The organism is Thermus arciformis, from assembly GCF_900102145.1.
Lineage (GTDB): Bacteria > Deinococcota > Deinococci > Deinococcales > Thermaceae > Thermus > Thermus arciformis.
This window is the reverse complement of the sequence record NZ_FNBC01000051.1, coordinates 1-12,139: the sequence shown is the minus strand read 5'-3', so window position 1 is coordinate 12,139 and position 12,139 is coordinate 1. Positions and strand designations below refer to the sequence as shown.

Here is a 12,139-nt window from a genome sequence, read left to right as displayed (position 1 = left end):
TTCTGGTGACGGGGCATAACCGGAGACGGGGAAGGCCAAAGGGGAGGGGGCGGCTTTTGAACCTGCGGCGGCGGGGGAGAGGTGCGTACCGGAGGCTTTTGGGGCGGCGGTGGGAGCTGGAGACGGTCTTTGGTCTGCTGAAGGGACCGATGGGGCTGGTGGGGGCGGTGGGGAGGGTACGGGGGCTGAAGGCGGTGGCCCTGCAAGTGGAAGCTTGGGTGATGGCCTGGAGCGTGGTGGCCCAGCTTCTTGGGCAGGCGGGTCTGCCCATCACCCGGGTGTTGCGGGTGGTGGCGTGAGGTGAGTACGCAGGTGAATATCCGAAAAGGGGGAAGTCTTAGGACTAAAGTCCTAGGCCCTCCGGGGAGGCAAGGTGGCCTACGGCCACGTAGGGCAAGAACCCCAGCTCCTGGGCCCGCCTTCGGGCGAAGGCCGCCCCTTTGTGGTCCTGGGCCACGTCCAGACTGAGGGCCACAAGGCCCCGGCGCTGGAAGGGCCAGACTGGGCTGGGATCGGCCGGGTAGGGCTTACCCGTGGGGTCTAGGGAAAGGCCGGAGTAGACCACGGCGTCCAGGAAGGGAGCGGTCCGCCTCAGGACCCTAAAACCCCGGTGTTGGAGGAGAACGGCTTCAGGGTGGGCCTGGCGGAGTTCCCGCACCAGGGAGGCCAGATCGGGAATGGCCTCGAGGCGCAGGTCCGCCTGGTCTAGGCCGTCCAGGAAGAAGCCCCGGAAGCCCAAGGCCCAAAGCCGCTCCGCCTCCCTGCGCACCCAGGCCCGCCAGGCAGGGTGGGCGGGGTCCATGAGGAGGGTGCCGGGCACGTAGGGGTTGGGGCCCAGGCTTGCCGGGGCTAGCCCTTTGGCCCGGGCTTCCCCCTCTGGGAGGAGCCCCAGGGGCAGGTAGGCCGCGGTCCGAACCCCCGCTTCCCCAAGCCCCCGCACCAGGGCCAGGGGAGCCTCCCGGGCCAGGACCACCAGGTCAAAGCCCCGGAGGCGCTCCAGGGCCGACCCGTCCCCTCCGTAGTAGAGGGCCCAGCGCCGAAGGCCCTGGAGGCGGCTTGGGATGGGGGGCATTTCCGCCTCGCGCGCCCGGACGGCCTGGGCCAGGGCCTCGGGGTCTTGGGGGAGTTCCAGAAAAGCGAGGTAGCTGTAGTTGCCCGGGGAGTGGAAGTCCCCGCCCATGGGCCAGAGGGTGTACTCCCGGGCCTCGGGGTGCCCCCGCCCCACCTTGAGTTGCCAAAGGGTGCCAGGTCTAGGCTTAGGGAGGGGGCCGCCGAAGGGCAGGCGGAGCTCGGCCCACCAGCCTTGGGGCAGGAGGCCGGTCCGGGCCTCGTAGTCTAGGGGGGCGGTGTAGCGCCGGAAGCGGACCCCTTTGGGGTTGACCGCCAGGTGGAGGTCGGGGGCCTCGTCGTCCCAGGGGTCGGTGCGGAGGAAGACCTCGAGGGTGTCGTCCCGCCACCATTCCGGATCCTCCGCATCCCTTTGGGCCTTGGGCGGGGCGGCCTGGCTGAAGCGGGCGAGGAGGTAGAGGGCCTCGCCGTCGTAGGCCACCTGGAAGAGGCCGGGGAAGCGGGCTTCCTCCGGGGGGTAGGTGTGGGTGAGGCGGACGGCGTAGGCGGGAAGCCCGGGGTAGCCCTCGGGGCCGAAAGCGCCTTGAGGGCGGGGCAAGGCCTGGGCCACCCAGACCTCTTGGGCCAAGGCTAGACCCCCTAGGAGGGCCAGGGACAGGAGCTTTTCCATGGGTTCACTATAAGCGAGAATAGGGGGGATGAGGCTCTACCTTCCCCAAGGCCCCCTCCCCGCCTTCTACCACTACTACCCTGGCGTCCCCGCCGTGGTGGGGGTGCGGGTGGGGGAGCGGGTGAACTTCTGCCCGGCGGTGTGGAACACGGGCCTCTCCGCCGACCCGCCCCTCTTCGGGGTTTCCATCAGCCCCAAGCGCTTCACCCACGGCCTCCTCCTAAAGGCCCGCCGCTTCTCGGCAAGCTTCCACCCCTTCGGGCAAGAGGACCTCGTCCACTGGCTGGGAAGCCGCTCGGGCCGGGAGGTGGACAAGGGCCAGGCCCCCCACTTCCTGGGCCATCTGGGAGTGCCCATCCTGGAAGGGGCCTACGCCGCCTACGAGCTTGAGCTCCTCGAGGTCCACACCCTCGGCGACCACGACCTCTTCGTGGGCCGGGTGGTGGCCGTCTGGGAGGAGGAAGGCCTCCTGGACGAGAAGGGGAGGCCCAGGCCCGGCCTTCCCCTCCTCTACTACGGCAAGGGCCTCTACGGGCGCCCCGCCGAGGAGACCTTCGCGCTGTGAAGGAGGCGGAGGCCTTCGCCAGGAGGGTGCGCCGCCTGGTCTTCAACCGGCAGCGGACCGAGGTCCAGGTCTTCCTGGAGGAGGGCTTCCTCTACCTCCGGGAAGACCCCCACGCCCGCTTCGCCCAAGGGGTGGGGGCGGAGCGGCTCCAGGGCTTCGCCCTGAGGAGGGATGAGGTGGAGCTCTTCTTTGGGGACGGAAGCCGCCTGAGGCTTACCCACCGCTTGGGGCGGCTTCGCGCCTACTTCTCGTAGGGCTTGCCCACGGCGGCCGGGGGGCGGCTCCTGCCGATGAAGCCCGCCAGGACCAGGACCGTGACCACGTAGGGGAAGGCCTGGACCAAGACGGCGGGGAGGATCTCGCTCCCCTGGAGCTGGATGGCGAGGGCCGAGGCGAGGCCGAAGAGGAGGGTGGAGAAGAGGATGCCCGCGGGGTGCCAGTTGCCGAAGATCATGGCCGCCAGGGCGATGAAGCCCATCCCCGCCGACATGCCCCGCACGAACTGGTTCAGGAAGCCGATGGAGAGGTAGGCCCCCGCAAGCCCCGCCAAAACCCCGGAGAGGACCACCCCGGTGTAGCGCATGCGGTAGACGTTCACCCCCAGGGTATCCGCGGCCTCGGGGTGCTCCCCCACGGCCCGCAGGCGGAGGCCGAAGGGGGTCTTGAAGAGGACCCACCAGCTTAAGGGCACCAGGAGGAAGGCCAGGTAGACCACGGGGGAGAGGCCGAAGAGGAGGGGGAGGCGGTTTACCACCTCCTTGGAGCTCGTGGCGTTGCCGTAGAAGTAGGTGAGGACGAGGCTTGGGGCCCCCAGGGCCAGGAGGTTGATGGCGGTGGCGCTGATGATCTGGTCCGCCCGGTACTTGATGGAAACCAGGGCGTGGACGAAGGCCACCAGGCCCCCTACCCCCATGGCGCTCACCACCCCCACCCAGGGGAGCCAGGGATGGGGCCCGGGGCCTAGGGCGGCCTCGAGGCGCTCCACCACCACCGCCGCCGTGAGGGCGCCGAAGAGGAGGATCCCTTCCAGGGCGATGTTCGTCACCCCGCTTCTCTCCGAGAACATCCCCCCGAGGGCGGTGAGGAGGAGGGGCGTGGTCTGGCGCAGGGTAGAGAGGAGAAGCGCGGTGAGGAAGGCGGCGTCCAGACTCATTCTTTCACCTCCTTTTCCGCCTTGAGCTCCACCTCCGCGGCCCTCAGGGGGTCGGTGAAGTACCGGGGGAGGAAGCCCCCCGCGGCGATGAAGAGGACGATGAGGGCCTGGAGCACCGCCACCAGCTCCCGGCTGATGCCGAGCTGCAGGTTCACCTGGAGCCCCCCGGTGAGGAGGATGCCGAAAAGCCAGGCGGCGAGGCCCACCCCAAGGGGGGTGTTCTGCCCCATGAGGGCCACGGCGATCCCGTCAAAGCCCACGGAGTAGGGGAGGGACTGCTTCAGGCGGTACTCGTCAATCCCGCCCCCCAGGACGTAGTGGGTGGCGGCGAGGCCCGCCAGGGCCCCCGCCAGGAACATGGTCCAGACCACCTTTCTTCCCGGGTTCACCCCCCCGTACTCCGCCGCCTTGGGGGCGAGGCCCAGGGCGCGAAGCTCATACCCCCCCACGTGGCGGAAGACGTAGAGGTGGAAGAAGAGGAGGGCGAGGAGGGCGAGGAGGAAGGCCCCGTTCAGGCGCACCGAGGTGAGGTCGGGGCCGAAGGCCACCTGGGGCCCGGGGAGAAGCCCCCCAAGCCCGTAGCCCAAGGCCCCAAGGAGGCCTGCGGCGAGGACCCGGTGGCCCAGGCTCCTCCGCACCAGGAAGTAGCCCAAAACCCCCAGGAGGAGGGCGAGGGGCAGGGCGAAGGAGAGCTCCCCACCCGGGGCCACGAGGTCGGTCCAATGGGGGATGCGGGCCTCGGGCCGGACCTCGTAGCTCCGGGCCTCGTAGCCGGGGTACTTGAAGGGGAGGTGGAGGGTTTGGCCGAAGAACTTGTACTCGTTGGCGGAGATGAGGAAGAGGAAGAGGCTTGCGGCGATGTAGTTGAACATGATGGTGTTGATCACCTCGTGGGCCCCGAAGCGGGCCTTGAGCCAGCCCGGGATTGCCCCCCAAAGCCCCCCGGCCAAGGCGGCGGCGAGGAGGGCCAGGGGCAGGACGAGCCACCTCGGGCCCGGGAGGTAGACCCCCACCAGCATGGCGGCGATGGCCCCCAGGATGAGCTGCCCCGGGGCCCCGATGTTGAAGAGGCCGCCCCTAAAGCCCAGGGCCACGGAAAGCCCGGTGAAGATGAGGGGGGTGGCGAGGAGGAGGCTTTGGAGAAACCCCGAAGGGCTCACCAGGGGGCTATAGAGGAGCTGGTAGGTGTAGGTGATGAGGTCCAGCTTGAGCATAAGGGCCTCCCGCCAGGTGGCGGCCTCCCCGGGGCTTTCCTTGAGCACGGCCACGATGGCCCCACCTAGGAGGGAGGCGAGGAGGAGGGAGAAAAGGGGCACCACCACCCCCCGCCTCCGCACCAAAAGGGCGAGCCCCCCCGGGGAAAAGACCCGGGCGAGGAGGAGGAGGTAGAGGCCGTAGGCCAAGGTGGCGTAGCTCCCAAGGCCCAGGCTATACCGCCTGAGGAGGGGCCTTTCCGCCCCGGCGTTCACCTGGGCCACGCTCCCTTGGAAGAGGAGGTAGGTGAGGAGGAAAAGCCCTAGGCCCAGGGCCCCCGCCCAGTAGAGCCCCCGGGGGCCCGCCTTGGTCCAGGGGAGGAGGAGGCTTAGGGCAAGCCAGGCCAGGGAGAGGTAGAAGACGGGGTAGAGCCAGGCGTCCCGGTAGCCTTGGGGCAGGCTCCCTTGGGGCAGGTGGTGGCCGAAGGGGTTGAGGAGCACCCCCTCGCCGCCGAAGACCCGGTGGGGCACGGCCCAGGGGGCGAGGTACCAGAGGAGGAGGGCTACCCCCCCTCCCAGGAGGACGAGAAGCCCCAGGCGCTTGCAGTCCGTCAACACGCGGAGGATTTTACCCCAAGGGGGTGGCCTCTCGTGCTAGACTCCCCTCGTGGCGGCTTCCCCAGAGGAAAAGGCGGGCAAGGTGCGCCGCATGTTCTCGGAGATTGCCCCCCGCTACGACCTCCTAAACCGCCTCCTCTCCTTCGGGGCGGACCTCCGCTGGCGCAGGCGGGCGGCGGACCTCGCCCTGGAGAAGGCTCCAAGGCGCATCCTGGACCTGGCCACGGGGACGGGGGACCTGGCCCTCCTCCTCAAGGAAAGGGCCCCCGAGGCGGAGGTGGTGGGGGCGGACTTCGCCCCGCCCATGCTGGCGATCGCCCGGAGGAAGGCGGAGGCGAGGGGGGTGGGGGTCCGCTTCCTCGAGGCGGATGCCCTCGCCCTCCCCTTCCCCGACGGGGCCTTTGACGCGGTGACCATCGCCTTCGGCTTCCGCAACTTCGCCGATTACGGAAAGGCCCTAAGGGAGCTTTACCGGGTCCTGGCCCCCGGGGGGAGGCTCGTCCTCCTGGAGTTCCCCCCGCCCCCCCGGGGGGCCTTTGGCCTCGTCTACCGGGTCTACTTCGGGCGGGTCCTCCCGTTCCTCGGGGGGCTTCTTTCGGGGAACTTCGGGGCCTACCGCTACCTGCCGGAAAGCGTGGAGGCCTTTCCCGCTCCTGAGGCCCTGAAGGCCATGATGGCGGCGGCGGGGTTTTCCGTGCGCTACGAGCTCCTCACCTTCGGGGTGGCGGCCATCCACGTGGGGGACAAGCCCTAAAGCCCGGCCGCTCGCCTCAGCTCCTCGTCGCTGGGGAGCCTTCCCTCCTTGAGGGCTTCCACCAGGAAGCGGGCCATCCGCCCGAGGGCGTCCCGCACCCTTCGCCACTCCTCCAGCGGGTTCCCCGTGGGGTCGGGGAAGGAGACGTGGCGCTTGTGGGTCCTTGCGGGGTAGGCGGGGCAGGCCTCCTTGGCCTGGTCGCACACGGTGAGGACGAGGCCGAAGTCCCAGGGGTCGGGAACCTCGAGGAGGGTCTTGGAGAAATGGCCCGAGAGATCCAGCCCCACCTCGGCCATGACCCGTTTGGCCTCCTCCTTCACGAAGGCCTTCTCCGTGCCCGCGGAGTGGACCTCGAGGTCCACCCCAAGCTCCCGGGCGAAGTGGCGGAGCCAGGCCTCCGCCATCTGGCTTCGGGCGGAGTTGTGGGTGCAGAGGACGAGGACCCGCATCCTCCAAAGCCTACGCCCCTTCGGTCAGGGGGAGGTCATGCGCTCAAGCTGGGCCACCTTCTCCTCGAGGACCCCAATCCCCCGGCGCCAGAAGTCCACGCTCTCCAGGTCAAAGCCGAAGCGGAGGGCGAGCTCCTTGGCCCGGTAGCGGCCGGACTCGGCGAGGAGGGCCTCGTAGCGCTCGGCGAAGCCGGGGTCCTCCTTGGCCGCCTGGTAGACGGCAAGCCCGAAGAGGAGGCCGAAGGTGTAGGGGTAGTTGTAGAAGTCGGCCCCGTAGTAGTGCCTTTTCACCGCCCACATGTAGGGGTGGCGGGTGGCCAGGGCCTCCCCGTAGGCCTCCTCCTGGGCCTTGAGCATGAGCTCCTTGAACTCCCTTGGGGAAAGCTCCCGCGCCTTGCGCCTTTGGAAGACCCAAGACTCAAAGAGGAAGCGGCTATGGATGTCCACCACCACCTGGGCCGCCCCCTGGAGGTAGGCGTCCAGGATGAGGAGGCCCTCCTCGGGGGAGGCCTCCTTAAGGGCCGCCTCCACCACCAGGGTCTCGTTCATGATGCTCGCCGTCTCCGCCAGGGTCATGGGGACCCGGCGGAGGGAGGCCGGGGCCTCCTTAAGGGCGAAGTTGTGGTAGGCGTGGCCGAGCTCGTGGGCCAGGGTGGAGACGGACTCAAAGCTTTCCTCGTAGTTGGCGAGGATGAGGCTCTTCCCCCCGCCCCGGGCCATGCAGTAGGCCCCGCCCACCTTGCCCTTTCGGGGGAGGAGGTCCATCCAGCGCTCCTGGAAGGCCATCTCCGCCACCTGGGCGGCCTTCGGCACCAGGAGGGCGAGCTTGGCCGGGATGAAGGCCCGGGCCTCCTCCAGGCTCCAACGCCTCCCCCGGCCCAGGGGGGCGAAGAGGTCCCACCAGTCCAGGCGCTCCTTGCCTAGGGCCCTGGCCTTGAGGAGGAAGTAGCGGCGGAAGAGGGGAAGGCTTTCCCCTACCGCCTCCTGCATGGCCTGGAGGGCCTTCCTCGTGATGCGGTTTTGGAGGAGGGTGGGCTCGAGGTCGTCCCTGTAGCCCCGCTTCCGGTTTAAGACGCTGGCCTCCCCCTTCACCCCGTTTAGGGCGAAGGCCAGGGGCACCTCGTGGGCCTCCCAGGCCTTGAGCTCGGCCTCGTAGGCCTTCTTCCGCACCTCCTCCTCGGGGTGGAAGTAGAGGTTCCGCACCTTGGTGATGGGCATCTCCTCCCCGTCCACCACCGCGGTGATCTGGCTCGTGAGGCTCTCGTGGAGCTTGTCCCAGGCCGCTCTCCCCGAGAGGGAAAGCTCCGCCGCCAGGACCTCCTCCCCCTCGGGCATCATGTGCAGGGCCTCCTCCTTGGCCTCCTCCACCAGGAGGCGGTGGGGCCCGGCTTCCTCCGGGTCCTTCAGGGCCAGGTAGCGGGTGAGGCGGGGCCTTAAACGCTGGAAGTCCAGGAAGAGGACCTCCAGCTCGGAGAGCTTGGCAAGGGCAGCCTCGTCCCGGGTGTCGGCGCTGTAGCGGGCGTAGAGGTAGGCCCGGAGGGGGGTGGCCTCCTCCAGGAAGGCGTCCAGGGCGGCGAGGACCTCGGCGAGGGGGGCTTCCCGCTCAAGAAGCCCCTTGAGCTCGCCGATCCTTCCCTTCAGGCCTTCCCAGGCCCTCTGGAACTCGGGGCTTTCCAGGCCGGGAAAGAGGGGGGTGAGGTCCCAGGTGGTTTCCATGCCCCCACTATACCTGACCCGCCGGTCAGAAGCCGGTGGAAGGCTTCAAAGGGACGCGTTCGCGAACCCAGCTTCCTGCCCCAGGGGTGCAGCCGCGCTGGATAGCCCCTAAGGGGTGGGGGTGCCCAGGCGCTCCACCTTGAGGTTGTCCAGCTGGAAGGTGACGCCTACAGGGCCGATGCCGAACCCGCCCCGGTTGTAGTCGGGGTCCTTCCAGTTCACCACCTCCGTCCCGTCCACGAAGACCCGCACCGTGCCCTCGCTTCGCAGTTCAAAGACGAAATCATGCCAGTTTCCGTCCCGCATGACGGCCCGGGCGGTGTTTTCCAGTTCCCTGCGGTGGAGGAGGGTGAAGCTTTGTCTCCCAGTGAGCTTGACGAGCTTCACCCCTTCAGGCCCGAAGCCGATTTGGAACTCCAGGGCACGGGAGCCGCTCCCGTCCAGGAAAAGGCGGGCCCGGATGTGGCTACCGGTACAGCAGGCTTCCAGCGTCTTGAGCCGGAAGCTCACCCGATAGTCCGTCCAGTCCTCGGCGCCGGTGGTGAGGAATCCTTCTCCATACCCGCCCTCCGTGCGTACGGCCTTGTCCAGCCTGCCGTCCGGGGCGAAGGCCTCCTCCACCGTGATCTTCTGCCAACCTTCGCCGGTGCGGAGAAGGCCGTACCGGTCCGGGGCCACCACGGGAAGCACGGCCCCCGTGGGGTAGGAGGAGAAGTCGTCCACATAGGCGCTTCCCGCCGGGGGCAGGGGGTTGCCCGGGAGGACCTTGATGACGGGGGCGGTCACGCCGCTTTGGGCCTGCCCGGGGGGCTGGGAGGGGCCGCCGGGCGGAGGAACCTGGATGGGCACGTCCACCCGCACCCCGGGAAGGGGTTCCGCGGTGATCCTAGGGGCGCACGCCGCGAGCAAAACGCCTGCTGCCAGAAGCCACAACCCTTTCTTCTTCCTCATGCGTTTACCTCCCTTATGTTCTTTGTAGCGTGCCGTCGGTTAAAGCCTGGTTAAGGCCAAACCTGTGGAGTGGCCTAGGGGACGGTGACGGAGAAGGGCTCCGAGCGCCACCCCTCGGGGGAGCGGAACTGGAGGCGCAGGGTGAGGGGGCCTCCGGGCCCGAGAAGCCCCCGGTGGGTGTAAAAGGCCTCGGCCAGGGGCAGGCTTGGGCAGCCAGCCCCGGAGGGTGGGTTGAGGGCCGAAACCTCCCCGCCCTCCACCCCTTGGCAGCGCACGAGGCGGGCGAAGAGGGTGAAGGTGTGCACCTCGGGGGCGAGGATCCAGAGGAAGAAGCCCTCCTGCCCCCCGCTCAGGCTCAGCACGTAGCGGGGCTGGGTGAGGTCCCGGTCAAAGCCAGGGTAAGGGAAGACCGCCGCCCGCTCCCCGCCGGGAAGGGGGGGCAGGTCCAGGGTGTAGAGGTCCAGGGGGACGTCCTCCCGAGGCAAGGGATGGAGCCGGATCTGGAAGAAGAGCTCCGTGGGCCCGGCCTCCGCCCTCAGGACCTCCACGCTCCTGGGCTCCCGGGGGAGGAGGCGGGCGGGGTACAGGTCCAGGACCAGGGGGCTGAGCACCTCGGACCGGGGGTCGTGGGCCGTATAAAAGCAGGCCACGTAGGCCCTTTCCGGCACCTCCTCGGGGGGTAGGGGGCTATGCACCAGGCCGTAGCGCCGGTTCAGGGGAACGAAGGCCCCCCTCAGGGTGAGGTTTCCTTCCAGGAGGCTTCCCCGCACCTCCCGGACCAGGACCTCCGGAGGCCGGTCCGTGAGGGAGCAGGAAGGGTCTTCCCGTCCTCCGAAGAGCCAGGAGGGGAGGTCCAGGTAGAAGCGGCTTCCCTCCCCCTCCGGGGTGTAGAAAACCTCAAAGGCCTCCTCGTGGAGGCGCACCAGGTTCCGCCCCAGGTGGGGGCCATCCCGGTAGACCTCCTCCCAGCGGGCCACCACCCCGTAGGGGTCCCCCACCTCTTCCGACCTGCCGTGGGGGGCGACGCGGGGGCGGACCCGTTCCCGGTGGAGTACCTGGCCCTCGGGGGTGTGGAAGACCAGCTCAAAGGGGTAAGGGGGGAGGTTCGCGATGGGTTTTAGGTCCAGGGGGTACGTGTAGCGCACCTTCCCCTTAGGCCCCGCCGGGCCCCAGGTCCGCACCTCCACCCTGAGGGTTCCCCCCTCTTGCGCCACCCTTCCGAGCCGGACCCCGTAGCCCTCGGTGGGGGCGGTCCCCAGGAAGGCGAGGAGGAGGGGAAAGCCGAGGGGCCCCCTTCTCACCGCCTCCGCCGGGGGGATGGGGAGGGTGGGGAGGTCCTGCCGCAGGGCCTCCGGGTCTAGGTAGAGGGCGAAGCGGGCGTCGGGGAAGGGGGGGACGCTGAGCTCCCCGGCAGGGGGCGCCTGCGGCCCCGGGGTGGGGACGCAGGCGGGGAGGAGGAGGGTTAGGGGAATGAGGGCTAAGGGTTTGTGCATGCGCATGGTGCTTTTTGGGGAAAAGCGCCCAGGAACCAGGCCCCGGGCGCTAAGGCGTTAGGGGCCCCTGGGCCTACCGGCAGTAGCCGTTCGCTTGGAGCCACTGCTCCGCCGTCAGAGCGCCGTCACGGAAGGAAAGGAGGACGTTTTCGCCCGGGCAGGTGTCCTGGCCGTTCAGGTCATCCTGGTCCAGGTAGCCCGAGAACGTGAGGGCCCGTTGGCCGTTCTCCTCCACGTAGCCGCTGAGGTCCACGCGAGTGGGGTTGCCGTTTTGGTCCAGCTGGATTCCCGTGACGTTGATGTGGAAGGTGAAGCTGTCCGAGCCCGCGCTGGAGGTGAAGGTGAAGGAGCCGCTTTGGACGTCAAAGCCCTCGGTGAAGCAGTCCGTGCCGCGGGTGAGGTCGCCGTTCAGGGTGAGCTGGTAGGAAATAGAGGCCTTGGGGTTTGTTCCCGTTGTGGAGAGGCTAAGCTCGCTCGCGATCGTGTCGGTGCTTCCCTCGGTGAGGGCGTAGCTGAAGTTCCAGTTCAGCTTGGCGGTCTGGCCGATGGAGCCGGTGAAGGCGAGGTTCGTGGGCTCGAAGATGTGCGTGTTGTTCGCGTTGCAATAGTACCAGTCCGCGCTGAAGTCGGCGTTCGCCACCTGGCTGCCGCCAAGGGTCATCTTCGCCTGGCTGGCCTGGGGGACCTCCAGGCTCTCGCCTCCCTGGTCGTGGGCCCAGATGGTGGCCTTTCCGTTGTCCCAGTTGACGAGGAGCTCGGCCTCCTGGCTGTTGGCCGTCCACTTGAAGCCGAGGTCGTAGGGCGATGCGGGTGTGTACTGCAGCGGGTTGTTGGGGTTGGTGTAGTCGTAGCCCCCCCGAAGCAGCTCGTTCCCCGAAGTGGGGTGGTTCATGGGCAGCACGCCAAGGGGCCTGAGGAAGCCCAGGGGTCCCTCAGGGCTGAAGCCTTGGACGGAAAGCCCTCCCGTGCCCAAGCCGCCGGGGTTTTGAAGCAACGCTTGGAAGGCGGGGTCGTTGAGAAGCTGTTGTAAGGCCTGTCCCGACGCTTGAAAATGTTGGTTCAGGCTGTTGGAAAACTCGTTTTGGCCCGCTCCAGAGGTGGGACAGTCAGTCTTGGTGGTTTTGTTTCCTGTCCAGGTGCCGGCGTCTACCTGGGTGGTTCCCTGATTGAGGGTCGTGTCAAGAGTTATGTGTAAGAGTCTGTGTACGGGGGGCATACCGCTCCTGAAGCATCTTCTCCAGCACCTCCTTCACCTCCGAGAACCCCTTTAGTTTCCGTTCTGCCCACCTCCCCTCTTGCCTCTCTGACTCCAGGTAAAGGAGCTTGTATACCGCCTCCGCCTTGGGAAACTTGTGGTCCCGCACCTTCGTCCCACGCCGCACTTCCCGGATAAACCGCTCCATCAGGTTGGTGCTCCGCAAGTACGGCCAAAGCACCTTGGGGTACCCGTAGAACCGCAGGAAGGCCCCCGAATCCTGTACCCAAAGCCCCACCACCCCCGGGTACCGC

Annotated in this window: 12 protein-coding genes and 1 pseudogene; 4 read left to right on the top strand and 9 right to left on the bottom strand. The window is 68.4% G+C overall.

The window, feature by feature from the left end; all coding sequences use genetic code 11:
- A pseudogene (locus BLP62_RS12350) lies at positions 1–299 on the top strand (transposase); the annotation flags it as partial.
- A gap of 44 nt (positions 300–343) precedes the next feature.
- On the opposite strand, the gene BLP62_RS12345 reads toward BLP62_RS12350, so the two are convergent.
- Entirely contained in the window at positions 344–1,738 is a 1,395-nt protein-coding gene (locus BLP62_RS12345) for a hypothetical protein (protein WP_093008624.1), read from the bottom strand.
- A gap of 28 nt (positions 1,739–1,766) precedes the next feature.
- On the opposite strand from BLP62_RS12345, the gene BLP62_RS12340 reads away from it, so the two are divergent.
- Together BLP62_RS12340 and BLP62_RS12335 are read left to right on the top strand one after the other, a co-directional pair.
- A complete protein-coding gene (locus BLP62_RS12340; protein ID WP_093008623.1) occupies positions 1,767–2,303 on the top strand; it encodes a flavin reductase family protein in 537 nt (178 codons plus the stop codon).
- Entirely contained in the window at positions 2,300–2,557 is a 258-nt protein-coding gene (locus tag BLP62_RS12335) for a hypothetical protein (RefSeq protein ID WP_093008622.1), read from the top strand. The genes BLP62_RS12340 and BLP62_RS12335 overlap by 4 nt, the downstream gene beginning before the upstream one ends.
- Here BLP62_RS12335 and BLP62_RS12330 read toward each other — a convergent pair.
- Positions 2,545–3,456: an ABC transporter permease gene (locus tag BLP62_RS12330; RefSeq protein WP_093008621.1), complete on the bottom strand. Its 912-nt coding sequence runs from the start codon at positions 3,454–3,456 to the stop codon at positions 2,545–2,547. The two genes, BLP62_RS12335 and BLP62_RS12330, sit on opposite strands and share 13 nt — an antisense overlap.
- The gene (locus BLP62_RS12325) at positions 3,453–5,267 is read right to left on the bottom strand and encodes an ABC transporter permease (protein ID WP_093008620.1); all 1,815 of its coding nucleotides are present in this window, start codon (positions 5,265–5,267) and stop codon (positions 3,453–3,455) included. Before BLP62_RS12325 ends, BLP62_RS12330 begins: the two co-directional genes overlap by 4 nt.
- A 49-nt stretch (positions 5,268–5,316) precedes the next feature.
- Here BLP62_RS12325 and ubiE point away from each other — a divergent pair, with 49 nt between their 5' ends.
- Positions 5,317–6,021: a bifunctional demethylmenaquinone methyltransferase/2-methoxy-6-polyprenyl-1,4-benzoquinol methylase UbiE gene (ubiE, locus tag BLP62_RS12320; RefSeq protein WP_093008619.1), complete on the top strand. Its 705-nt coding sequence runs from the start codon at positions 5,317–5,319 to the stop codon at positions 6,019–6,021.
- Here ubiE and BLP62_RS12315 read toward each other — a convergent pair.
- The 6 genes from BLP62_RS12315 to BLP62_RS12290 all read right to left on the bottom strand — a co-directional run.
- Entirely contained in the window at positions 6,018–6,470 is a 453-nt protein-coding gene (locus tag BLP62_RS12315; RefSeq protein WP_093008618.1) for an arsenate reductase ArsC, read from the bottom strand. The genes ubiE and BLP62_RS12315 overlap by 4 nt on opposite strands.
- Positions 6,471–6,494: 24 nt before the next feature.
- Positions 6,495–8,186 carry a M3 family oligoendopeptidase gene (locus BLP62_RS12310; protein WP_093008617.1) on the bottom strand — a complete coding sequence of 564 codons (1,692 nt, stop codon included), beginning with the start codon at positions 8,184–8,186 and terminating at the stop codon, positions 6,495–6,497.
- 108 nt (positions 8,187–8,294) lie between these two features.
- Positions 8,295–9,137, bottom strand: a complete 843-nt coding sequence (locus BLP62_RS12305) for a 3-keto-alpha-glucoside-1,2-lyase-like domain-containing protein (RefSeq protein ID WP_176758228.1) — start codon at positions 9,135–9,137, stop codon at positions 8,295–8,297.
- A 74-nt stretch (positions 9,138–9,211) separates the two neighbouring features.
- Positions 9,212–10,630: a hypothetical protein gene (locus tag BLP62_RS14200; RefSeq protein WP_093008616.1), complete on the bottom strand. Its 1,419-nt coding sequence runs from the start codon at positions 10,628–10,630 to the stop codon at positions 9,212–9,214.
- A 73-nt stretch (positions 10,631–10,703) separates the two neighbouring features.
- Positions 10,704–11,531 (bottom strand): hypothetical protein, encoded by an 828-nt coding sequence (locus BLP62_RS12295; RefSeq protein ID WP_143004371.1) that lies wholly within the window; start codon positions 11,529–11,531, stop codon positions 10,704–10,706.
- 277 nt (positions 11,532–11,808) lie between these two features.
- Positions 11,809–12,139: transposase (locus BLP62_RS12290; RefSeq protein ID WP_176758227.1), on the bottom strand; the 331-nt coding region annotated here is incomplete at its 5' end.